The sequence below is a fragment of the Mesorhizobium sp. CA8 genome, from assembly GCF_020164955.1.
Taxonomy (GTDB): domain Bacteria; phylum Pseudomonadota; class Alphaproteobacteria; order Rhizobiales; family Rhizobiaceae; genus Mesorhizobium.
Genome location: NZ_JAIUHG010000003.1, coordinates 50,884 through 73,009, shown reverse-complemented (window position 1 = coordinate 73,009; position 22,126 = coordinate 50,884). Strand labels below are relative to the sequence as shown.

The 22,126-nt window shown below is 63.4% G+C and carries 20 protein-coding genes; 10 read left to right on the top strand and 10 right to left on the bottom strand.

Annotated elements, in window-relative coordinates; all coding sequences use genetic code 11:
* Nucleotides 1-68: 68 nt before the first annotated feature.
* The 5 genes from LB553_RS04720 to LB553_RS04700 all read left to right on the top strand — a co-directional run bounded on the left by LB553_RS04720 (nt 69) and on the right by LB553_RS04700 (nt 7,816).
* Nucleotides 69-1,646, top strand: a complete 1,578-nt coding sequence (locus LB553_RS04720) for a trimethylamine methyltransferase family protein (protein WP_224511107.1) — start codon at nt 69-71, stop codon at nt 1,644-1,646.
* Between the two features lie 138 nt (nt 1,647-1,784).
* Entirely contained in the window at nt 1,785-2,264 is a 480-nt protein-coding gene (locus LB553_RS04715; RefSeq protein WP_412033246.1) for an endonuclease domain-containing protein, read from the top strand.
* 15 nt (nt 2,265-2,279) lie between these two features.
* Nucleotides 2,280-4,862: a GcvT family protein gene (locus LB553_RS04710; RefSeq protein WP_224511105.1), complete on the top strand. Its 2,583-nt coding sequence runs from the start codon at nt 2,280-2,282 to the stop codon at nt 4,860-4,862.
* A gap of 37 nt (nt 4,863-4,899) precedes the next feature.
* Complete coding sequence (locus tag LB553_RS04705; RefSeq protein ID WP_224511102.1) at nt 4,900-6,459, top strand: ArnT family glycosyltransferase; 1,560 nt, start codon at nt 4,900-4,902, stop codon at nt 6,457-6,459.
* Nucleotides 6,460-6,475: 16 nt separating this feature from the next.
* Nucleotides 6,476-7,816, top strand: a complete 1,341-nt coding sequence (locus LB553_RS04700) for a M24 family metallopeptidase (RefSeq protein ID WP_224511099.1) — start codon at nt 6,476-6,478, stop codon at nt 7,814-7,816.
* Here the strand turns inward: LB553_RS04700 and LB553_RS04695 are convergent.
* Complete coding sequence (locus LB553_RS04695) at nt 7,784-8,623, bottom strand: phosphate/phosphite/phosphonate ABC transporter substrate-binding protein (protein ID WP_224511097.1); 840 nt, start codon at nt 8,621-8,623, stop codon at nt 7,784-7,786. The genes LB553_RS04700 and LB553_RS04695 overlap by 33 nt on opposite strands.
* A 77-nt stretch (nt 8,624-8,700) precedes the next feature.
* Complete coding sequence (locus LB553_RS04690) at nt 8,701-9,723, bottom strand: fatty acid desaturase (protein ID WP_412033244.1); 1,023 nt, start codon at nt 9,721-9,723, stop codon at nt 8,701-8,703.
* Between the two features lie 228 nt (nt 9,724-9,951).
* Between LB553_RS04690 and LB553_RS04685 the strand changes: the two genes are divergently transcribed.
* Both LB553_RS04685 and bmt read left to right on the top strand, forming a co-directional pair.
* Nucleotides 9,952-10,809 (top strand): helix-turn-helix domain-containing protein, encoded by an 858-nt coding sequence (locus LB553_RS04685; RefSeq protein WP_224511095.1) that lies wholly within the window; start codon nt 9,952-9,954, stop codon nt 10,807-10,809.
* A 219-nt stretch (nt 10,810-11,028) separates the two neighbouring features.
* Entirely contained in the window at nt 11,029-12,051 is a 1,023-nt protein-coding gene (gene bmt / locus LB553_RS04680; RefSeq protein WP_224511092.1) for a betaine--homocysteine S-methyltransferase, read from the top strand.
* An 8-nt stretch (nt 12,052-12,059) separates the two neighbouring features.
* Here bmt and LB553_RS04675 read toward each other — a convergent pair whose 3' ends face one another.
* The 6 genes from LB553_RS04675 to LB553_RS04650 all read right to left on the bottom strand — a co-directional run bounded on the left by LB553_RS04675 (nt 12,060) and on the right by LB553_RS04650 (nt 18,629).
* Nucleotides 12,060-12,329: a hypothetical protein gene (locus tag LB553_RS04675; RefSeq protein ID WP_224511090.1), complete on the bottom strand. Its 270-nt coding sequence runs from the start codon at nt 12,327-12,329 to the stop codon at nt 12,060-12,062.
* A gap of 139 nt (nt 12,330-12,468) precedes the next feature.
* On the bottom strand, nt 12,469-14,568 hold the full coding sequence (locus LB553_RS04670) for a VWA domain-containing protein (protein ID WP_224511088.1): 2,100 nt from the start codon (nt 14,566-14,568) through the stop codon (nt 12,469-12,471).
* A gap of 2 nt (nt 14,569-14,570) precedes the next feature.
* Nucleotides 14,571-15,131, bottom strand: a complete 561-nt coding sequence (locus LB553_RS04665; RefSeq protein WP_224511085.1) for an RNA polymerase sigma factor — start codon at nt 15,129-15,131, stop codon at nt 14,571-14,573.
* 308 nt (nt 15,132-15,439) lie between these two features.
* Nucleotides 15,440-16,171, bottom strand: coding sequence for a dienelactone hydrolase family protein (locus tag LB553_RS04660; RefSeq protein ID WP_224511083.1), 732 nt, complete (start codon nt 16,169-16,171; stop codon nt 15,440-15,442).
* 104 nt (nt 16,172-16,275) lie between these two features.
* Nucleotides 16,276-16,965 (bottom strand): 4Fe-4S dicluster domain-containing protein, encoded by a 690-nt coding sequence (locus tag LB553_RS04655; RefSeq protein WP_224511081.1) that lies wholly within the window; start codon nt 16,963-16,965, stop codon nt 16,276-16,278.
* Nucleotides 16,966-17,054: 89 nt separating this feature from the next.
* Complete coding sequence (locus LB553_RS04650) at nt 17,055-18,629, bottom strand: trimethylamine methyltransferase family protein (protein WP_224511079.1); 1,575 nt, start codon at nt 18,627-18,629, stop codon at nt 17,055-17,057.
* A gap of 270 nt (nt 18,630-18,899) precedes the next feature.
* Between LB553_RS04650 and LB553_RS04645 the strand changes: the two genes are divergently transcribed.
* Nucleotides 18,900-19,598, top strand: a complete 699-nt coding sequence (locus LB553_RS04645; RefSeq protein ID WP_224511077.1) for a corrinoid protein — start codon at nt 18,900-18,902, stop codon at nt 19,596-19,598.
* 85 nt (nt 19,599-19,683) lie between these two features.
* On the opposite strand, the gene LB553_RS04640 is transcribed toward LB553_RS04645, so the two are convergent.
* Nucleotides 19,684-19,818 carry an entericidin A/B family lipoprotein gene (locus LB553_RS04640; protein ID WP_041003961.1) on the bottom strand — a complete coding sequence of 45 codons (135 nt, stop codon included), beginning with the start codon at nt 19,816-19,818 and terminating at the stop codon, nt 19,684-19,686.
* Nucleotides 19,819-19,871: 53 nt separating this feature from the next.
* On the opposite strand from LB553_RS04640, the gene LB553_RS04635 reads away from it, so the two are divergent.
* Nucleotides 19,872-20,513 (top strand): DUF1638 domain-containing protein, encoded by a 642-nt coding sequence (locus LB553_RS04635; RefSeq protein WP_224511075.1) that lies wholly within the window; start codon nt 19,872-19,874, stop codon nt 20,511-20,513.
* A gap of 3 nt (nt 20,514-20,516) precedes the next feature.
* Here LB553_RS04635 and LB553_RS04630 read toward each other — a convergent pair whose 3' ends face one another.
* Nucleotides 20,517-21,425: an NAD-dependent epimerase/dehydratase family protein gene (locus tag LB553_RS04630; protein WP_224511072.1), complete on the bottom strand. Its 909-nt coding sequence runs from the start codon at nt 21,423-21,425 to the stop codon at nt 20,517-20,519.
* A 123-nt stretch (nt 21,426-21,548) separates the two neighbouring features.
* On the opposite strand from LB553_RS04630, the gene LB553_RS04625 reads away from it, so the two are divergent.
* Nucleotides 21,549-22,124, top strand: a complete 576-nt coding sequence (locus LB553_RS04625) for a DUF4893 domain-containing protein (protein WP_224511070.1) — start codon at nt 21,549-21,551, stop codon at nt 22,122-22,124.
* The last annotated feature ends 2 nt before the right edge of the window (nt 22,125-22,126 follow it).

The window sequence follows — 22,126 nt, the reverse complement described above, 5'->3', positions numbered from 1 at the left end:
CCTCCTCACCGGCTGCATTGCGGCCGGTCCATTATGCCGGCCAAATTCGCATCCTCACGAGGCTTCCCATGACCGCCGCCCTTCGTCCCGCCGAACCGGCACTGGCAACCGATCGCGCCCGCCGTGGCGGCCGCGCGGGCAAGCGCGCCGGCGGCTCGGCCGCCTTCGAGCAGCCCGCGTTCCGGCAGTTGAGGAACCCGCTGACACCGACCAAGCTGGTGTCGGACGACGAGCTGGAATCGATCCACCTCGCCTCGCTGCGCGTGCTGAAGGAGATCGGCGTCGACGTCCTGCACGACGAGGCCCGCCGCATCATGAAAGCGCATGGCGCGGATGTGCGCGAAGGCAGTGAGCGCGTGCGCTTCGACAGCGACATGATCCTTGAGCTTGTCTCGCACTGCCCGTCGGAGTTTACGCTGCATGCCCGCAACCCGGCGCACAATCTGCGTTTCGGCGGCAACAACGTCATCCTGTCGATGATGGCTTCGGCGCCGAACTGCTCCGACCTCGACCGCGGCCGCAGGCCCGGCAACCAGGCCGACTACCGCAACTTCCTGCGCCTCGCGCAGATGCACAACATCCTGCACTGCACCGGCGGCTATCCGGTCGAGCCGATCGACATCCATCCATCGGTCCGGCACCTGGAATGCATCCGCGACCTCGCCATGCTCACCGACAAGGTCTTCCACATCTATTCGCTCGGCAAGGAACGCAATGTCGACGGCATCGAGATCACCCGCATCGCCCGCGGCATCAGCCGCGAGCAGCTGATGCAGGAACCGTCGGTCTTCACCATCATCAACACCAATTCGCCGCTCAAGCTCGACGTGCCGATGATGGAAGGCATCATCCAGATGGCGAGCATGGGCCAGGCCGTGATCGTCACCCCGTTCACGCTCTCGGGCGCCATGGCGCCAGTCACCGTCGCCGGCGCGCTGGTGCAGCAGAACGCCGAGGCACTTTCCGGCATCGCCTTCGCGCAGATGGTCAAGAAAGGCGCGCCGGTAGGCTATGGCGGCTTCACCTCCAATGTCGACATGAAGTCCGGCGCGCCGGCCTTCGGCACGCCCGAATATATGAAGGCGCAGCTCGTCGGCGGCCAGCTCGCGCGCCGCTATCAAATTCCCTACCGCACCTCCAACACCTGCGCCGCCAATACGGTCGACGCGCAGGCCGCCTATGAAAGCGTGTTCTCGCTGTGGGGCGCCATCCAGAGCGGCGGCAATCTGATGATGCATGGCGCCGGCTGGCTGGAAGGCGGCCTGCGCTGCTCCTACGAAAAGACCATCCTCGACATCGACCTTTTGCAGATGGTGGCCGAGTTCCTCACCCCGCTCGACCTCTCCGAGGATGCGCTCGCCTTCGAGGCCATCCAGTCTGTCGGTCCTGGCGGCCATTTCTTCGGCACCCAGCACACCCAGGAGCGTTACAAGACCGCCTTCTACTCGCCGATCGTCTCCGACTGGCGCAACTTCGAGACCTGGACCGAGGCCGGCTCGCCGACGGCGATGGAGCGGACCAACAAGGTCTGGAAGGAGCGCCTTGCTTCTTACGAGGAGCCTTACATGGATCCGGCCATCCGCGAGGAGCTCAACGACTTTGTCGAAAAACGCCGCGCCGAAGGCGGTGCGCCGACGGATTTCTGATCATCTGTGTTGAGGATGAACAGTCGACCCCCACTCCGTCGAGCTGCGCTCGACACCTCTCCCCCGATCGACGGGGGAGAGGAAAGGCGCGAGGCGATTCCAGCCGGCGCCCTTCCTCTCCCTCCGGAGGGGGGAGAGGTGGCGCTGCGAAGCAGCGACGGAGTGGGGGAAGGCGCTGCTCAAACGCGAAGCCGCCGCAAACAGGGCGCTACCCAGCGGGCGCGAAATCTCCGGCAGGCCAGCAATCAAGCGGAAGCATTGCTTTGGCTTGAACTGAAAGCACGCAAGCTCGGCGGCTATCGCTTTACGCGCCAGTTTTCCATCGGGCCGTTCTTCGCCGACTTCGCTTGCCGCGAGCGTTGGCTCGTCGTCGAGGTCGATGGATCCCAACACGCCGACAGCTCATATGACCGCCGCCGCGACGACTTCATGCGCGCTCAGGGCTATTCGATCCTGCGTTTCTGGAGCCATGACATCCTGAAGCATCGCACTTCCGTCTGTGAAACAATCGTTGCCGCGCTTGATGGCAAACTGGCCGAGAACATCGCGGTGGCCGATCTGCGCTTTGTTTTCACGCCTCGCCCAATCAATTCAGCTCTTAAAACTCAGTCTTTGTAAAACGGACCTATCTGCATGAAATCCCACGTAAAAGCGGTTGTCATCGGCGGCGGCGTCGTCGGCTGTTCGGTGCTCTATCACCTCGCCAAGGCTGGCTGGACCGACATCATGCTGATCGAGCGCTCGGAGCTGACCTCCGGCTCGTCCTGGCATGCGGCGGGCGGCTTCCATACGCTGAACGGCGACCCTAACGTCGCCAAGCTGCAGGCCTATACGGTCCAGCTCTACAAGGAAATCGAGGAACTGTCGGGCCAACCCTGCTCGCTGCATCTGACCGGCGGCGTCATGATGGCCGACACGCCGGAGCGCATGGACTTCCTGCGGCTGGCTCACGCCAAGGGCCGTTATCTCGGCATGGACACCGAGCTGATCACGCCTTCGGAAGCCAAGGCGATGTTTCCGCTGATGGACGAGAAGAACTTCGTCGGCGCCATGTGGGATCCGGTCGAAGGACATCTCGATCCGTCCGGCACCACCATCGCCTATTCCAAGGCGGCCAAGAAGCTCGGCGCCGAGATCGTGCTGCGCAACCGCGTCGTCGACCTGACGCAGCAGCCGGATGGCACCTGGAACGTGGTCACCGAGCAGGGCACGGTCCATGCCGAGCATGTCGTCAATTGCGGCGGCCTGTGGGCGCGCGAGATCGGCCGCATGGTCGGCGTCGAGCTGCCGGTGCTGGCCATGGAGCATATGTACCTGCTCACCGAGCCGATGCCGGAGGTCGAGGAATTCAACAAGTCGACCGGCCGCGAGATGATCGGTGTGCTCGACTTCAAGGGCGAGATCTACACGCGCCAGGAGCGCAACGGCGTCCTGCTTGGCACCTATGAGAAAGCCTGCAAGCCGTGGTCGCCGGTCAACACGCCGTGGGATTTCGGCCATGAGTTGCTGCAGCCCGACATCGACCGCATCGCGCCGTCGCTGGAGATCGGCTTCAAGCATTTTCCCGGCATCGAGAAGGCCGGCATCAAGCAGATCATCAACGGCCCCTTCACCTTTGCGCTCGACGGCAACCCGCTGGTCGGCCCGGTGCAGGGCCTGACCAATTTCTGGTGCGCCTGCGCCGTCATGGCCGGCTTCAGCCAAGGCGGCGGCGTCGGTCTCGCGCTCTCCAACTGGATGGTTTATGGCGATCCGGGCTTCGACGTCTGGGGAATGGATGTCGCCCGCTTCGGCGAATGGGCGACGCTGCGCTACACCAACGCCAAGGTGCGCGAGAACTATTCGCGGCGCTTCTCGATCCGCTTCCCGAACGAAGAACTGCCCGCCGCCCGTCCGGCGCAGACGACACCACTCTACGACACCATGCTCGCCAACAACGCCGTCATGGGCGATTCGTGGGGCCTCGAGACGCCGCTCTGGTTCGCGCCGAAGGGCACGGAGCCGAAGGACATCGTCTCCTTCCACCGCTCCAACGATTTCGGCCCGATCGGCGAGGAAGTGCGCGCCACGCGCGAGAAGGTCGGCGTCACCGAGATCGCCAACTTCGCCAAATACGAGGTCTCCGGCCCGGGCGCGGAGGATTTCCTCAACCGGCTGATGACCAACCGCATGCCTAAAGTTGGCCGCATCGCGCTGACCCCGATGGTCAACGAGTTCGGCAAGCTGATCGGCGACTTCACCATCGCCAACGCCGGCCCAAGGAATGGAGAAGACCGCTTCATGATCTGGGGCTCGTCGGCCGCGCAGAAGTATCATATGCGCTGGTTCGAGAAGCACCTGCCGAAGGACGGCTCGGTGCGCATCCACCGCTTCGACCAGACGCTGGTCGGTCTCTCCATCGCCGGGCCGAAATCGCGTGATCTCTTGCAGAAGCTGGTCGATGTCGACGTCTCGACCAAGGCCTTCCGTTTCATGGACTTCCGCGAGATGGCGGTCGGCGGCGCGCCCTGCATGGTCAACCGCATCACCTATACCGGTGACCTCGGCTACGAGATCTGGATGGCGCCGGCCTATCAGCGCCTCGTCTACAAGGCGATCAAGGAAGCCGGCGCGGAGTTCGGCATCGTCGATTTCGGCATGCGCGCGCTGCTCTCCATGCGCCTGGAGAAGAACTTCCCGACCTGGTTCCGCGAGTTGCGGCCCATCTACGGACCGTTCGAAGGCTCGATGGATCGCTTCATCAAGCTGGAGAAGAACGACTTCATCGGCCGCGAGGCGTCCGCCAGGGAGCAGGCGCAAGGGCCGAAGCTGCGCCGCGTTTCGTTCATCGTCGACGCTGCCGATGCCGACGTTATGGGCGACGAGCCGATCTGGGCCAAGGTCAGCAAGGACTACGGCACGGTCGAGCAGCCGCATGGCTATGGCGCGCCGCGCTTCGACGCGGCGGGCAAGGAAGTGCGCGGATCGAAAGCCGCTGAAGGCGCTTCCGCCGTGCGCGGCATCGTCGATGGCGAATGGCGCGTCGTCGGTTGGGTGACCTCAGGCGGCTATGCGCATTACGTGCAGAAGTCGATGGCGCAGGGCTATGTGCCAGCCGCCCTTGCCGAGGACGAAAGCGCCGGCCTGTTCGAGATCGAGATTCTCGGCCACCGCCGCCCGGCCCGCATCAATATCGAGCCGCCCTTTGACCCGAGCGGCGAGAAGATGCGGACCTGACCACCCGGATTCGTTGGATCGCGCCGGTTGCTGTGGCATGGTCGATGCCCCGCTACCGGCGCATCAGCATGAGAAGACCACCCCCTTGCAGCAGCTAGAGAAATGGACCGATTGGCTCTGCAATGGACGGGTCGGTCCATTCAGCGCCGCGATCGCGTCGGTCCTCGTCTATTGCCTGCTCCAGATCGCAGTGATGGCGCTGTTGTCTCACATTGCGGGCACGGGCGTCGGCGTCGACGATTCCGAGCAGCTGATGGAAATGCGCTTTCTTGCTGCCGGCTACGGCAGCTCGCAGCCGCCTCTATACACCTGGCTGGCGATGCTTGCGGCCTCGGTGGCCGGAACCAGTGTCCTTGCCCTCAAGATCGTCAAATACGGCTTGCTGGCCGCGGGACTGGCCGCCTATTTCACCGCCATACGTCGCCTTGGCTACTCGAACCGCGCCGGTGCCGCCGGCATGTTCGGATTGCTTCTGTTTCCCCAGATCTTCTGGGAGATGCAGCACGCCCTTACCCACTCGGTCGCAATATTCTGTTTCACTTCGGTGCTGCTTCTGGCGTTGGTCGAGGTGGAGAAACGGCGCTCGGCCGTCGCTTACGCGTTTTTCGGCCTGGCGACGGCGGCCGCGATGCTGTCGAAATACAATATCGTCATCTTCCTTGCCGCTCTGTTCCTGGCATCTCTCTCGCTTCGCGAAACGCGTGAGGCGATCTTCGACCGACGTTTCGCAATCAGCCTGGCCGTAGCGATCCTCGCCTGCCTGCCGACGCTTCACTGGAACATCACGCACCCGGATGACTTCCTGGCGCACAGTGGCGGCTTCGGCGCCGGCAACGGCGATGGGCTGGTGGAGACCACAGTGCTCGCCCTGCGCGGGCTGGGCAACGCGATGCTCAATTTCGCGGGCCTGCCGGCTATTATCATTGCCGTGGCCCTTTTCCTCGCGGCACGGAAAGCCGCAACAACGCCGCAGCCGGTGCGGTGGCCCGACAAGCTGCTGTGGCGCACGATCGCCTTGGCATTGCTCATCACGCTGGTGGTTGTTCTGGCGGGCGGCATCACGCAGTTTCGCGATCGGTGGGTCCTGCCCGTGTTCGTCCTGCTGCCCGCAGCCCTGGCCATGCGCTTCGATGCCATCGGGCAGAGGGGCGGAAAAACGCAAAGTACCATTGTCTTCGTCGGCGCGATTCTCGCCCTTCTTGCGCTACCCGTAAGCTGGTACATGCACGTGAATGGCGGCGACAGCCGCGGCAGCATCGTGCGGATGGACTACCGGTCGCTTTACGACCAGATCAACGCCGATGGGCCGGTCAAGACCGTGGTCTCTAGCTGGTTCTGGATCGGCAATCTGCGCCTGGTCGATGCCGATCTGATCGTGCTCGATGACGAGATACCGGACTTCGCCCGGTCGATCCGCGAGCCGGCTGTGCTTGTCCTTACAGACGACAGGGAATCGTCCTCGGATGTCTTCGAAGAGATGGCGAAGGCCGGCTACACAATGGACACTGTCCATCGCACGATCGAGGTGCCGCAGGCACTCGGCTTCCCGCCGCGCAAGGTCACGATCACCAAACTGCTCAAGAAGACCGCGCAGTAAGCTTCAGGGGGGACGAATGGACAAGCTAGGCTTTGGCCGCCATCGCAAGATCATGCCCTTCGAACCCGGGTCCGTCGAAGCGTTGCGCGAGGCCTCCCGTGAGAAAGCGGCCTCGCTCAGCCAGCATGTGCTGGGTTATGGCGCGACAGCCGAGGCGGAATGGGAGGCGGCAGGCATCGCCGCGCCCGACCTGCCCGCCATGCGCAGATACCGGCTGGAGCGCATTCGCGCCGAGCTGAAGCGCCGCGACTATGCAGGCGCCCTGCTCTATGACCCCATCAACATCCGCTATGCGACGGACTCGACCAACATGCAGCTCTGGGTCGCGCACAACCCGACACGCCACTGTTTCGTCGCCACCGAGGGCCCTGTGGTGCTCTTCGACTACTTCTCCTGCGAGCACCTGTCCGACCATTCGGGTGTCGTCGACGAGGTGCGCCCGGCGGTGTCGTGGATATACCTCTATAGCGGCGAGCTCACCGAGCAGAAGGTCCGGCGCTGGGGCGCCGGCATCGCCGAGCTCGTAGCCGAGCACGGCGGCGGCAATCGCCGCATCGCCGTCGACCACATCGATTCCGAAGGCGTCCAGGAACTCGCCCGCCGCGGCATTTCCGTCGGCAATGGCGAAGCGGTGATGGAGAATGCTCGCCTTATCAAATCCCCGGGCGAAATCCTCGCCATGCGCCGCGCCATCGTCGCCTGCGAGGCGGCGATGGGCGAAATGGAAGCGGTACTCAAGCCCGGCATCTCCGAAAACGAGCTCTGGGCGCAACTGCATCGCGGCAACATCGCGCGTGGCGGCGAATGGATTGAAACGCGGCTTCTGTCGTCCGGCCCGCGCACCAATCCCTGGTTCCAGGAATGCTCCTCGCGCGTCATCGAGAATGGCGACCTCGTCGCCTTCGACACGGACCTGATCGGCCCTTATGGTTTCTGCGCCGATCTCTCGCGCACATGGCTTTGCGGCGACATGCAGCCGTCGAAGGAACAGTGCGATCTCTTCCGTATCGCTGCCGATCAGATCGCCCATAACACCGATCTGATGCGGCCGGGCATCTCCTTTCGCGATCTTGTCGAGCGCTCGGCGGTGCCGCCGGACGATTGCTACCCCACGCGCTACGGCGTGCTCTACCATGGCGTCGGCCTGGCCGATGAATATCCGACGCTGCCGCATGCCGGCGATTGGACCGACGACACACCGGACGGCGTGCTCGAACCAGGCATGGTGCTCTGCGTCGAAAGCTATATCGGCAGGCTTGGCGGGCATGAAGGCGTCAAGATCGAGGAACAGATCCTGATCACCGCAACCGGAAACGAGAAGCTTTCAGCCTACAAGCTGGACGAGCGGCTGCTTTGACGCGCCGCTTTCGACGGCCGCGATAGCGTCGCGCATCATGGCAATGGTTTTTTCCGGCGTCGTTCTGGCGGTGATATAGGGCAGGCCCTTGCGTCGCGCCGTCCAGCTGACGACCTTCACGGCTTTCGCAGCCGGCTCGAAACGTTGCGCCAGCGCCCAGCTTTGGCAGTCGATTGCGGCAACATCCGCCCTGCCCTCGGCGATGGCGATGATCGACGACCGGTGGCCGCCACTTTCGCTGCGCGAGGCGAAAATATCGAGGCTCTCTCCCAACGCCTCCAGGTCGCGCGTCAGCGCGATCAGCCCAGACATCGAATCCGGATTGTTGAAAGTGAAGCGCTTGCCGCGGAGAAGATCGATCGGGATGATGGCTTTGCCGTCCTGCGGCGAGGCAACCGGCGGTCCGCCGTCCGCGGCCATCACCAGCGCGCTGGAATAGAGTTCCCCCTGTCCCCCCTCGAACGCATCGTAATTCGGCTGGGCAATCACCTGCACATGCCCGGCGAGGCCGAGTTCCATCGGTCCCCAACAGGTTTGCCCGAAGAGCAGCGCCGGACTGAGCCAAAGCTGGTGAAAATCGATCTCGTCCGGAGGCAGCGTCGCCGGATCGGGCGCGATCACCATGCCGGCCTTATCGTGGATGCCGCCAGGCACCGGCGGCAGATCGCGATTGCGGCGCACGATCGTTTCCGGCGCATCGATGCCCCGTTGCTGGAAGGCGTCACGCAGCCGCGCCCATTGCGCATCGACCTCGCGCCGGGCTTCGGGCCAATCATACATCGGCAGGGCCGCAACGAACTTGTTCATGTCGAACAGCTTTCAAAGGCAGGCGACCTTCGGCGCCTGCGTTCCGCCGCGAAAAAGCCGGGCGCGAAAAGTCGAAATTACTCTTTCGGCGGCTCGGCCGGAACCGGCGCCGTGCCAAGCCCGCTGACATTTCGAGCCCTGACGCGCGGCTTGAAGGCGCGGCCCGGCTCCGGCGCGCGACGCAGCACCGGATGGATCACCGGCTCCTTGGCGCTGAAGGCATAGGATTTTATCAGCGCCAGATAGTTCGGATAGACATAGCCGTTGTTCATCCGCAGCCATTCCTCGCGCCGGTCGCGAAACAGCTTGGGCAATCTGTACCAGGCAACCGTCGGGCTCTTGTGATGCACGAAATGCAGGTTGTTGTTGAGGAACAGGAACGACAGCGGCGAGCGTTCGACGATGATGGTGCGCCCTTCCGGATGCTCGGACCACTGATGCTCGGCATAGGTGCGCACCGAAATCAGCGACTGTCCGAGCCAGACCGGCACCAGCACATAGAGCCAGAGCGGGATGCAGAAGCCGAAGGTGACGATCGGCGCCACGACGGCAATGCCGATGGCATGCAGCAGCCAGGCCTTGCGGATCGCCTGGTCGCCGGCGGCGATCTGCCTGGCGTCGTCGATGAAGAAGCCGACCGACGACAGCCACGGTCCGAGGACGAGGCGGCCGACCATGGTGTTGTTGATCTTGAGCAGGAACTTCATAGCCTGCGGCAGTTCCTCATGCATCCAGAGCGCCTGGTAATAGCTCTCGGGATCGTCCAGCGGATCGGTCAGCCGCTCGTCTGCATGGTGGCGCAGGTGGATGGTCTTGAAACGCCGGAACGGCCAGACAAGCCCGATCGGCAGGAAGACAAAGGCTTCGTTGATCCTGGCACTGCGGGTCGGGTGGCCATGCAGCACCTCATGCATCAGCGAGGATTGGAGCGCCAGGATCAGCGCCAGCGCGATCAAAGCGATCAAGGGATAGGATGGCCAAAGCAACAAGCCGATTGCGAACCATGCGCCGTAGCAGAAGAGTGCGAGGAATACCGTCGGCCATTCGATTGCCGGTGCACTGCTGCGTCTCTTGCTGATGCCGGTATTCATGCTTGCCATGCTATCGACCACTGCCCTCCAGTCGCCGGAACCAATTCGATTCCTGACAACATTGTGTCAGGAGCCTGCTGTTACATCAACGCGAGAAAGCGCACAAACTGTTGCGAATGCGCATTTTTAGCCGCATATGTTATACATTGTAAACAAACATGGGGATTCGTTTCCGCCTGAGCCATGTTTAGACCGGCTCCGGCGCAAATTTATCCTCTCTGAAGCAGGAGCAGCGTTTTGGACAAGCGCGATCTTTCGACCCTGTTCAGGGAGCGGCTGAAATTGCTCTTGACACGCTCCGATTTGAACCAATCGGCCTTCGCGACGGCGGTCGGCATCGACCGCTCGGCGCTTTCGCAACTGCTTTCCGGCGCCTCGACCCGCCTGCCGCGCGCGGAGACGCTTCTCAACATCGCGGCCGAGTTCAAGGTGTCGCTCGACTGGCTGCTGGGCCTCTCCCACGACGAGGGCGTCACCGGCGAGATTAGAGAGAGCCTCGAGATCGAGGAGGCGCCGGACGGCTTCGACCGCACCTTGCTCGCCAAGTGGCATGCCGAGGCGGCAGGCACCAAAATCCGCTACGTGCCGGCGGGCATTCCTGACCTTCTGCGCACCGAGGCGCTGGTCGAATACGAAGCCGGCATCACCAACAAGAGCCGCGAGGCGCAGGCCGGCGAAACGCAATACCGCATCGACTATACAAGGCGGCCGGAGACCGACATGGAGGTCTGCATGCCGCGCCACACGCTGGAGATTTTCGCGCGCGGCCTGGGTGTCTGGGACCGTTTCCCGGAAGCCGAAAGGCGCAAGCAATTGCTGCACATGTCAGCCCTGCTCGACGACCTTTACCCGACTTTCCGGCTGTTCCTTTATGATGGCCGCATGCGTTATTCGATCCCCTACACCATCTTCGGCCCCTACCGCGCTGCGATCTATGTCGGCGACATGTATCTGGTGTTGAACGCCACCCAGCCGATCCGTACCCTCACCAGCCATTTCGACAATCTGATCCGCGCCGCCGACATCAACGCACACGAGGCGGCAAGCTTCGCGCAGAAGCTGGCCGCAATGTCCTTCCCGTCAGGCTCTGTTTGATCACCTGCACCACTGCCGCAGCCGGACGGAACGCTCGTCGTCGAAGCTCCCTGCTTGTCGTCACCGCCTGCTCGGTCCACCACCCGACCAACGCCCGCACCGAGATCGAGGTCGAGATCACGCCGGCGGCGTGAGGTCCCTCTCGACTGCAAGCTCGTTGACTAGACATAAAGACTTCTTTATATCGTTATTTGAATTTCAAATACGAAAGCTATGGCCATGACCGCGACCAATCCCATCCACGCATTGCTGGCCGAAAAGGGCGTGCTTCTGGCCGACGGCGCCACCGGCACCAATCTGTTCGCGATGGGTCTGCCGGCCGGCGAGGCGCCCGAGCTGCTCAACGAGACGGCGCCCGAGACCATTGCCAGCCTGCATCAGAATTTCGTCGATGCCGGCGCTGATATCATTCTCACCAACTCCTTCGGCGGCACCCGCCACCGGCTCAAGCTGCATCACGCGCAGGACCGTGTGCACGAGCTGAACAAGCGCGCCGCCGAGATCGCCCGTTCGGTCGCCGATAAGGCCGGCCGCAAGGTGATCGTCGCCGGCTCCGTCGGCCCGACCGGCGAGCTGCTGGTGCCGCTCGGCGCCCTGACCTATGACGACGCCGTCGATGCCTTTGCCGAGCAGATCGAGGGTCTGAAGGCCGGCGGCGCCGAAGTCGCCTGGATCGAGACCATGTCGGCGCCCGACGAGATCCGCGCCGCGGCCGAGGCCGCCATCCGCGTCGGTCTGCCCTATACCTACACCGGTTCCTTCGACACCGCCGGCCGCACCATGATGGGGCTGCTGCCGAAGGACATCCACGCCGTCGCCGACGGGCTGCCGCAGGCCCCGCTCGGCGTAGGCGCCAATTGCGGCGTCGGCGCTTCCGATATCCTCGCCTCGCTGCTTGATATGACCGAGGCGAAGCCGGAGGCGACCGTGATCGTCAAGGGCAATTGCGGCATTCCGGAATTCCGCGGCAGTGAGATCCACTATTCCGGCACGCCCGAGCTGATGTCCGATTATGTGCGGCTGGCGGTCGATGCCGGCGCGAAGATCGTCGGCGGCTGCTGCGGCACGTCGTTTGCCCACCTTGCCGCCATGCGCAAGGCGCTCGACAGCCACACCAAGGCTGAGCGCCCGACCGTAGAGACGATCGTCGAACGCATCGGCCCGATGCGCAACAAGATGGCGACGGCAAACATTGCCGAAACCAGCGAAGGCCGCCGCGAACGCAGGCGCAGCCGCGCCTGACAGCCTGCTTATTTGCTGTTTTCGGCGTAGCGCGACAGCGCGGTATTGAAATCGACGACGTTCTGGTCGTCGGAGTTCATCGTCGCCAGCGCGCCCGATGCGCCTGGATCGCTGATCTGCTCTAGCATCATGCGAAACCGGTCGTTGTTAAGCGCCGAAAGCGCCGTGTTGCGGGCCGCATCGACATCGCTCCTGATGCGAGTGGATTCGGCGGACGATCCCCGCGCCGCCGCACTGGCCGCCGTCGAGTTCGCGTTCCCGATTGTCGTGATATGCACTGCTGATCCCTCAAATCTCTATCGGCATTGACTAACAGAAGTTCGGTTGCGGCGAAGTTCCCGAAAAGCTGCACAATTTAACGATCGCAAAAAGGCCGGCAGGATTTTGTCCCGCCGGCCCTCAGTCAATCGCAATGGCCTACTTATTGCCGTCCAGCGATGAGGCCAGGCGCACCAGCGACAGGAACTCCGCCCTGTAGCCGAACGGATCGGCGCCGCGCGCTGCGTTGGCGATCTCCGCGATCCGGTCATAGCTGAAATTCGCCGTCTGATCCTCGTCGCGCAGCTTCTGCCCGAAGGCCGCGACCGCGATCGAGAAGCGCTGGTCGGTGCCAGCCGCGTCGAAGGACTTGACCTCGTTGGCGGCGGTCACCGGCGTGGTGATGAGCTTCGAGACGTTCTCGTCCGGCAGCTTGTAGCGGATCTTGACGAAGGCATATTCGTCGGCATTGGCGACGCCGCCATTGTCGACCTTGGCCTGGCCGTAGCGCAGCGGATCGACCTGCTCGCCGCCGCTCCCCTTCGGCGTGATCTCGTAGACCGCCGTCACGGAGTGACCGGAGCCGATATCGCCGGCGTCGACGCGGTCGTTGTTGAAATCCTCCCGCTTCAGCGCGCGGGTCTCATAACCGACGAGACGATATTCGGAGACCTTGGCCGGGTTGAACTCGACCTGGATCTTGACGTCCTTGGCGATGGGGAACAGCGTCGAGGAAGCATCCTCGACCAGCACCTTCTGGGCTTCGGCCAGCGTGTCAATATAGGCCGCCGTGCCATTGCCGTTCTGGGCGATGGTCTGCATCATCTGGTCGTTGAGATTGCCGCGCCCGAAGCCGAACACCGACAGGAACACACCTGTCTTGCGCTCCTTCTCGATCAGCCGCTTGAGATCGTTGTCATCGGTCTGGCCGACATTGAAGTCGCCGTCGGTGGCCAGCATCACCCGGTTGACGCCATCCTTGACGAAGGATTGCTGCGCAAGCTTGTAGGCTTCGCGGATGCCTTCCTCGCCGGCCGTCGACCCGCCGGGCGCGAGATTGTCGATGGCCGCAAGGATCTTCTGCTTCTCGGCCGCCTTGGTCGGCATCAGCACCGTCCGGGCATTGCCGGCATAGGTGACGATGGAGACGGTGTCGTCTGGCTTGAGCTTGCTCACCAGCAGCCTGAACGCGGATTTGAGCAGCGGCAGCTTGTCCGGCTCGTCCATCGAACCCGAGACGTCAATCAGGAAGACCAGGTTGGCCTTGGGCTGCTCGGCCGGCTTCACGTCGAAACCCTTGATCGCGACATGCATCAGCTTGGTGTGCTCGTTCCACGGCGTCGGCATGACGGTTACGGTCGAGTTGAACGGCGTCGCGGCCGAATCCGGTCCCTTCCAGTCATAGGGGAAGTAGTTGATCATCTCCTCGACACGGACAGTGTCCGGGTCGGGCAGACTGCCTTCCTTCACCGAACGCCGCACGAAGGAATAGGAGGCCGTGTCGACGTCGATCGAGAAGGTCGAGACCGGATCCTGCGCCGTTTCATGCACCGGATTGGTCTTGAACGTCTCGATGCGATCGCGATTTTCCTCTTGCAACTGCATCTGGTCGGATGGCATGGGCGCGGGCTGCACCATCAGCTTGGAATCAGCCATTGCCGGGGGAGACGCCGGAATAGCGGCCGCGCTGCTTGCCGGCGCCTGATCGGCTCTCGCGGCAGGCTGCAGGGCGCGCTTGGCCTGCGGCGCAGCCTCCTGCTTGAGCAGGCCGTCGACCTCTGTCGCCGGTTTCGGCGCCGCCGGCGCCGTTTGTGAATTGGCCCGGGTCTCGGCGTCCGCGTCGATCTTCTTTTCTTTGGCCGGCGCCGCTGCCAGCGGCTCGTTGATCGCGGGCTGTTCGGGCGCTGGCTTCTGCGCCGCCGGCTTGTCGGCCAAGGTCTCGGTGACCGTGCCGTTGCCGCCGATGAGCGGCGGCTGTTCCTTCAGCATCTCGAAAGCGGCATATCCGGCAATAGGCAGCGCGACCAGCGCGGTGATGGCCGGCGTGGCAATGAGTTTCCGTTGCATGATGTCTCTCCAGAGCATTCTTGCTCGCTCGGTGAGACGAAGGCCTGCCGGTGATCCTTGGGTGGCTGTGGAAAATTTTTCGTCCAAGTCGAAGGCCTGCATTGCGGCGGCGAGCGCGCGCCCCTTCGCCTCGCCGCCAGGCGCCGGTCCTGCGATGTCGCGCAGCCTTTCGAGTTCGTTGTCGTCGACCATGGTCACACTTTCCCGGCTGAACGCATCAGCAGCTTCAGCCGTTTCTTCGCTTCATGGATGTGCCAGGAAACTGTCGCCTCCGAGATCGCCATCACCTCCGCCGCCGCTGCGTGGTTGAGACCTTCGCCATAGACCAGCAGCACCGCGTCACGCTGCTTGTCGGGCAGCATCCGCACCGCCGCCCACAGCGCTTCGGCCGGATCGTCGCTCTGGGCCGACGCTTCGCCCGCGATCAGCGCATAGGCGCCATAGGCATCGGTCTTGGCGACGTAGCGGGCGCGCTTGCGCATCATGTCGCGCGCCGCGTTCAGCGTCATGGCATAGAGCCATGTCGTGAAGGCGCCGTTGCCCTGATAGTCGCGGATCGCGCGGCCGAGCCGCACACAGACATCCTGGGCTATGTCCTCGGCGTCGGCCTTGCGCCCGCACCAGCGATAGGCGGCGCGATAGACGAAGCCATAGTGCCTTTCGAGCAGTTTGCCGAAAGCCCCCCTGTCTCCGCCCCTCGCCCGCACGATCAGTTCGGCATCGGAGGCTTCGCCGTCATCCAGCATCATCGCCATCATTTGCCCGTGGGACGAAGGCTAATGACCAATCCTTGGGGCGATGGAAAGATTTTTTTGAGAAGGCAATTAGGCGCGATGGACGAGGTGTGTCGAGATTCGGGTCAGGCCGAGCCGGAGTCGAAGACGGGCGCGAAGCGACCAAACTGGGCGGTTTCCGAGAACCGGCCTACGCCGGCCGTAGCCGCCATGGAGCGGAGACACTTATGAGGGCTTCAGCCGGCGAAGAGCGTACTTGAAGTACGTGAGCACCGGAAGCGCAGGAAACCGCCATTTGCAGGCCGGCCTCACCCGAATATCGGCACACCTTATCCCAGCGTCTCTTTGAAGAACGTCGTCAGCCGCTTCCAATGCCTCTCGGCGCCCGCCTCGTCATAGACGCTGTGATCCTTGACGCACCAGCCATGGCCGACGCCGACATAGTTCTCGATGACGTGGTCGACCTCTGCCACCCTGAGCGCCTCCGCCAGCCGCGCCGACTGCTCGGGCGGGAAGCTGCGGTCGACGCCGGCGACGCCGACATAGACGCGCGCCTTGATGGAGGCCGCCTTGCGGTGCGGACTGTCAGGCGCGTCGCTGGCGAGATTGCCGCCATGGAAGCTCGCCGCGGCGGCGATACGGTCGGGATAGCTTGCCGCCGCGTTCAGCGCCCGCGCGCCGCCCATGCAATAGCCGACGACGCCAACAGGTCCGGCGATCCCCTCGGCGGCCAGAGCATCGAGGAAGGCGCTGCCGTCGCGGATGGTCATGCCCTGCGTCGTGCCGCCGCTCAGGATCAACAGCAGGGCCTTGGTCTTTTCCTCGGCAAAGGCGGTTTTGGGATCGAACGGACCATAGGGCGCATAGCGGTAGAAGAGATCAGGCACCAGTACGGCATAGCCATGCTCCGCGAGGCGCTCGGCCATCTGGTCGAGCGCCGGGCGCGGACCGAAAATATCCATGTAGAGGATGACGCCAGCCTTGGCCGGCGCGGCTGGACGAAACAGCCGTGCCTTCGCCGTGCCGTCCAGGGTCTTGATCTCGATGTCCTGCTTCGTCATTGCGCGCTCCGCCGGTTGCCAGGCGATAGATATCCGCGCCGCCCGGCAGGGCAAGCCGCAACCTCTCGATCGCGGTCAAGTTTCCGTGCGGTTCGGAAGAATGCCTACAGTCCGGCGAACGCCGCCATATGAAAAGCCTGGACATCGGGCGGATAGCGATACTTAGCGCCATAAGGACAGACGTTGCGGTCGAGGCAGCCGCCGGCGCGGCAGGGTGCACCATCCGTGCCACGCACATGCACCAGGCACGCCTGGTGCGCGAAGCCATCCATCGAATAGGCGCCGACCGGACAGGATTTCAGGCAGGGTTTTTCGACACATGTGTCGCAAAGATGAATCGCTTCGTGAGCTTCGGGAGCGGAAATCTCGTCATCGAACAGCAAGGCGCCGCGATAGGCATGCCAGAGCCCATAGGTCGGATGCATGAGAATGCCGAGCGGCGACGGTTTCAGCCCTTCCGCCCGCATCGCCCATTGCTGGAACGGCAGATAGGGCCGGTCTGAAGGCGATATGGCGCGGACGCCGAATTCTTGCGCCACCGCGCCGATCACCTCGCGCGACCAACTGTCGAGCGGGTTGGCGATGTCCCTCGCCTGTCGTTCCCGCCAACGCTGGAAATGCGGCCAGGGCGCCGCGCCCGCCTGCCCGACAAGCAGCATCGATTTGGCTGGAGCGCCGGAAGGTCCGGCCGGCGCCATCTCATCGTCGCCGAAGCTGAAACCGCCGCGCCGGATCAGGCCGTTGGCCGCGAGCGCGGCCGCAATCTCCTCGACCGTGCCGCGGGAAAAAGTCATCCTTTCCGGTCCGGATCGGAGAACGCGCTCCGCCAGACTTCCTTGTGAATGATGTTGGCGACTTTAGCCCGGCCTGACTCGGGCTCCTTTCACGTGAAGGCGTCGGGCATCGAGCCCTTCTTCTTGGCGATGAAGTCCTTCAGCGCCTCGTCGATGGCCGGATCGAGATGCGGCGCCTCGTAGCTTTCCAGCCAGCGGCGTGCGAGCTCATTCGCCCGCTGCGGCGCGGTCTTCTCGCCTTCGGCCAGCCACTGCTCGTAGGAATTATTGTCGGCGATGCTGGAGCGGTAGAAGGCCGTCTGGAAATTCGCCTGGGTGTGGTCGCAGCCGAGATAATGGCTGCCCGGGCCGACCTGGCGGATGGCGTCCATCGCCTGGCCGTTTTCCGACAGGTCGACGCCCTCGGCAAACTTCTGCTGCATGCCGAGCTGGTCGATGTCCATCATGAATTTTTCGTAGCAGGAGGCGAGCCCCCCCTCGAGCCAGCCCGCCGAATGCAGCACGAAATTGGTGCCGGCAAGGATGGTCGAGTTGAGCGTGTTGGCGCTCTCATAGGCTGCCTGCGCGTCCGGGACCTTCGAGGCGCAGAGCGAACCGCCGGTGCGGAATGGCAGACCGAGCCGTCGCGCGAGCTGTGCCGCACCATAGGAGACCAGCGACGGCTCGGGCGTGCCGAAGGTCGGCGCGCCGGACTGCATCGAGATCGACGAGGCGAAGGTGCCGAACAGCACTGGTGCGCCGGGCCTGATCAGCTGGGTGAACGAGGCGCCGGCGAGCACCTCGGCCAGCACCTGCGTCAGCGTGCCGGCAACCGTCACCGGGCTCATCGCGCCGGCCAGGATGAACGGCGTGACGATGCAGGCCTGGTTATGGCGCGAATAGACTTTCAGCGCCCCGAGCATGGTCTCGTCGAACACCATCGGCGAGTTGGCGTTGATCAGGCTGGTCAGCACCGTGTTGTTCTCGACGAAGTCGTCGCCGAACACGAGCTTGGCCATCGCCACCGTGTCCTCGGCCCGCTCCGGCGCCGTCACCGAGCCCATGAACGGCTTGTCCGAGTAGCGGATATGCGCGTAGATCATGTCGAGGTGGCGCTTGTTGACCGGCACATCGACCGGCTCGCACACCGTGCCGCCCGAATGGTGGATCGACGGCGCCATATAGGCGAGCTTCACGAAATTCTGGAAATCCTCGATCGTCGCGTAGCGGCGGTTGCCGTCGAGGTCGCGCACGAAGGGCGGGCCGTAAACCGGCGCGAACACGGTTGCATTGCCGCCGATCTGCACCGAGCGCTCCGGATTGCGCGCATGCTGGGTGTAGATCGAAGGGGCTGTCTTCAACAGCGAGCGGCAAAGGCCCTTGGGAAAGTGCACGCGCTCGCCCTTGACGTCGGCGCCTGCCTCTTTCCACAGCGCCAGCGCCTCGGCGTCATCGCGGAAGATGATGCCGGTTTCTTCCAGCACGGTGTCGGTGTTCTTCTCGATCAGCGCCAGCCCCTCCTCGTTGAGGACCTCATAGACGTTGATCTTGCGCTTGATGTAGGTGAGCTGGGTGCCCGGGCCGCCGCCCGATCGGGCCGCCCGGCGTGCCGCCGCGCCGCCGCTGGCGCCGCGTCCGCGCCGTCCACCTGACGCTTCCTGCTCGACTGCCGCGTTATCGCTCATGATCGTCTTCCTATAACTTGGCCTGAATTGGCTGGGGCGGCCCATCGTCACCGCTTCTTGCCGGATCGTAGCCATGCACCCTATTGGAAACGGCCAGCCAGCGCCAACGCCTGTCGCAAAATCGACAAGAAAAGCGCCAATTTTTCAGTCGCTTTCCTTTTGCGGGAAGTCGCAAATCAGCTATGGCTAGCTTGCCCTCGCGGGTTAGGTATTGGCGCATCGATTTTTAGGCTGCCGCAGTCATTCCGAGCAGCAAGGAGCCCGAGAAAAATGTCCGACGACGAGATCATCCTTTCCGAGCTTTCCGACGAGGAACTCGTGCAGCAGATGCATGACGACCTCTATGACGGGCTTAAGGAGGAAATCGAGGAAGGCACCAACATCCTTCTCGAGCGCAATTGGGCGCCCTACAAGGTGCTTACCGAAGCGCTGGTCGAAGGCATGCGCATCGTCGGCGAAGACTTCCGCGACGGCATCCTGTTCGTGCCGGAAGTGCTGCTCTCGGCCAACGCCATGAAGGCCGGCATGGCCATCCTGCGTCCGCTGCTCGCCGCCACCGGCGCGCCGAAGCAAGGCAAGATGGTGATCGGCACCGTCAAGGGCGACATCCACGACATCGGCAAGAACCTCGTCGGCATGATGATGGAAGGCGCCGGCTTCGACGTCATCGATCTCGGCATCAACAACGCGGTCGAGAAGTATCTCGACGCCATCGAGCAGCACCAGCCCGACATCATCGGCATGTCGGCCCTGCTCACCACCACCATGCCCTATATGAAGGTCGTCATCGACACGATGAAGGAAAAGGGCATCCGCGACGACTATGTCGTGCTGGTCGGTGGCGCGCCGCTCAATGAGGAATTCGGCAAGGCCGTCGGCGCCGACGCTTATTGCCGCGACGCCGCTGTGGCGGTGGAGACGGCCAAGGATTACATGAAGCGCAAGCACAATGTTCGCGCTTCCGCCTGACCCAAGGCATCAGGATCGATCGACAAGAAAAGCCGCGCCTTGCAGCGCGGCTTTTTTGTTCCCAGATGATAGGCGAGGCTGCCGATCAGTTGACGGTGTCTTTGACCGCCCTTGCCGTCGATTTGACATCCTTGCCGACGCCCCGGATGGTGTTGGCGCAGGCGGTGAGTGCAAGCGCGCAGGCCAGGATGGCAATCGGCGCGATGCGTAGCAGTTTCATGGACGGTGTCTCCCTCGACAGATGTTAAGCCCCGCAGCGAAAGCCGGCCCGACTTGGTCAAGACGCAAAAAACGGAACCGAATCAAACAGACAGGCTGCTCGTCATCGCCTGCGGGATGATTGCGCGCGAAGTTTTGGCCGTCAAGCAACGGCTAAAGCTCGACCATCTCGAGCTGACCTGCCTGCCGGCCGAGTTCCATTTCTATCCGGACCGCATCGCTCCGGCGATGGACAAGGCGATCGAGAAAGCCAAGGCGGAAGGCTACCAGCACATCTTCGTCGGCTACGCCGATTGCGGCACCGGCGGCCTGCTCGACCGCGTCATCGAGAAGCATGGCGTCGAGCGCATGGCCGGGCCGCATTGCTTTGCTTTCTACCAGGGCATGGACGCCTACGCGAAGGTGGCCGATGACGACATGATGTCGTTCTATATGACCGATTTCCTCTGCCGCCAGTTCGAGGCCTTCTTTATCAAGCCGCTCGGCCTCGACCGGCATCCCGAGCTGATCAAGGACTATTTCGGCAACTATGAGAAGCTGATCTATCTCGCCCAGACCGATGACCCGGAACTCGATAAGGTCGCCGAGAAAGCCGCCGCCATGCTCGGCCTCACCTATGAGCGCCGCTCGACCGGCTATGGCGACCTGATCGGCGAACTGGCGCGGGCGGCGCAGGGCGCTGCACGAGACGTCTAACCTTCAGGCCTGCTCCAGCGCCGCAAGCACGTCAGCAAAGCTGGTCCTGCAGACGAAGCCCAGCCTCTCCCTCGCCCGCGACGGGTCGTAGACGCGGTCGATCGAAGAGAACATCGTCCAGCCCTGCTTGGCAAAAAGGCGCGGATATTCCGGAAAATAGCGCGCCACCACGGCCGGCGCGTCGGCGATCAGCTCGGCGCAATCCTGCGGCCGGAATGGCGTCGGCGCCGAGATGATGAAGATGTCGAAGCCAAGGCTCGGCGCCTTCTCCAGGGCCGCGACATGGGCCTCGGCCGCATCTTCCACCGTCAGCCGGCGGAACAGCAACTCGTTGGCCTTGGTGTTGGCGTCCGATTGCTCGATCGCATGCGGGTCGTCCGCTTCGGGAAAGAAGCGCGCCATGCGCAGCACCACGACCGGCAGTCCATGCTGAAGATTGTAAAGGCGGCACAGATGCTCGGCGGAAAGCTTGGTCACGCCGTAGATGTTGCGCGGCTCCGGCGACATCTCCTCCGTAAGCCAGGCGGCCTTGCGCGCGCCGCCCTGGAAACCGGCGCGGATCGCCTGCGAGATCATCAGCGACGTCGTCGAGGTGAAGACGAAGCGCTCGACGCCGCAGGCAACCGCCGCGTCGAGCAGGTTCAGCGTCCCCTGGATGTTGGCCGCGACGAAGGCCGTATTCTCATTATGCTCGATGTTCGGCTTGTGCAGCGCGCCGCTGTGAATGATGGCCTCGATGCGATTGTCGCGGACAGTTCCGAAGACCAGCTCGCGATCGGCGATCGAGCCGACGACTTGCGTACGCGCCGAGGCAACCGGATCGAGACCGACCACCTCATGGCCGAGCGCTTCGAGCCTCGGCTTGAGCGCGCCGCCGAGCCAGCTGGACGATCCCGTGAGCAATATCCGCATCGATCAAACCGCCATTTTTCGAGCTCACGCTGTTAAGCATGGATGACAGGCGATGGCGAACCGGTAAGTTGTGCGCCAGCGATGGAAAAACTGTTCCAGCCATTGATTGAGGAAACACATTTCATGACGCCTCGCCTGCTTTTTGCCGCCCTCGGCCTCATCGCCCTCACCTTGCCCGCCCATGCCGACGGCGAAGTGCAGAAGCTGATCACCGCCGCCGACAAGACGCGACTGGATAGATACGGCGAGACGCGCAAGGCGGCCCTCGAGGAGGCAAAAGCCGGCAATCCGTCGGAGGTCAAGCAGTTGGATGACCTGCTCGCCAAGCCACTTGTCGCCTTCTCCGACAAGGACCTCACCGGAAACTGGAAGTGCCGCACCATCAAGGCAGGCGGCCTGAGCCCGCTCATCATCTATGGCTGGTTCAAATGCAAGGTGGCCGACGACGGCTCGGGCTGGCGGCTTACCAAGGTCAGCGGCTCGCAGCGCACAACCGGCCGCTTTTTCGACGACAACGAGAAACGCGCCATCTATCTCGGCTCGTTCTCGGTCAATGACGACAAGGCCAAGCCTTATGGCAGCGGCCCCGGAAGCGACCAGGTCGGCTACGCCTTCCGCAACAGCGCCACCGAATGGCGCATCGAATTCCCCGCGCCCTATTACGAGTCGAAGCTCGACATCATGGAATTCAAGCGCTGAAC

Bases quoted from the DNA above. Each gene is read 5' to 3' on its own strand.
- LB553_RS04720 (WP_224511107.1), top strand. From the start codon at position 69: ATGACCGCCGCCCTTCGTCCCGCCGAACCGGCACTGGCAACCGATCGC.
- LB553_RS04710 (WP_224511105.1), top strand. From the start codon at position 2,280: ATGAAATCCCACGTAAAAGCGGTTGTCATCGGCGGCGGCGTCGTCGGC.
- LB553_RS04705 (WP_224511102.1), top strand. From the start codon at position 4,900: ATGGTCGATGCCCCGCTACCGGCGCATCAGCATGAGAAGACCACCCCC.
- LB553_RS04700 (WP_224511099.1), top strand. From the start codon at position 6,476: ATGGACAAGCTAGGCTTTGGCCGCCATCGCAAGATCATGCCCTTCGAA.
- LB553_RS04695 (WP_224511097.1), bottom strand. From the start codon at position 8,623: ATGAACAAGTTCGTTGCGGCCCTGCCGATGTATGATTGGCCCGAAGCC.
- LB553_RS04690 (WP_412033244.1), bottom strand. From the start codon at position 9,723: ATGGCAAGCATGAATACCGGCATCAGCAAGAGACGCAGCAGTGCACCG.
- bmt (WP_224511092.1), top strand. From the start codon at position 11,029: ATGACCGCGACCAATCCCATCCACGCATTGCTGGCCGAAAAGGGCGTG.
- LB553_RS04670 (WP_224511088.1), bottom strand. From the start codon at position 14,568: ATGGTCGACGACAACGAACTCGAAAGGCTGCGCGACATCGCAGGACCG.
- LB553_RS04665 (WP_224511085.1), bottom strand. From the start codon at position 15,131: ATGGCGATGATGCTGGATGACGGCGAAGCCTCCGATGCCGAACTGATC.
- LB553_RS04660 (WP_224511083.1), bottom strand. From the start codon at position 16,171: ATGACGAAGCAGGACATCGAGATCAAGACCCTGGACGGCACGGCGAAG.
- LB553_RS04655 (WP_224511081.1), bottom strand. From the start codon at position 16,965: ATGACTTTTTCCCGCGGCACGGTCGAGGAGATTGCGGCCGCGCTCGCG.
- LB553_RS04650 (WP_224511079.1), bottom strand. From the start codon at position 18,629: ATGAGCGATAACGCGGCAGTCGAGCAGGAAGCGTCAGGTGGACGGCGC.
- LB553_RS04645 (WP_224511077.1), top strand. From the start codon at position 18,900: ATGTCCGACGACGAGATCATCCTTTCCGAGCTTTCCGACGAGGAACTC.
- LB553_RS04640 (WP_041003961.1), bottom strand. From the start codon at position 19,818: ATGAAACTGCTACGCATCGCGCCGATTGCCATCCTGGCCTGCGCGCTT.
- LB553_RS04630 (WP_224511072.1), bottom strand. From the start codon at position 21,425: ATGCGGATATTGCTCACGGGATCGTCCAGCTGGCTCGGCGGCGCGCTC.
- LB553_RS04625 (WP_224511070.1), top strand. From the start codon at position 21,549: ATGACGCCTCGCCTGCTTTTTGCCGCCCTCGGCCTCATCGCCCTCACC.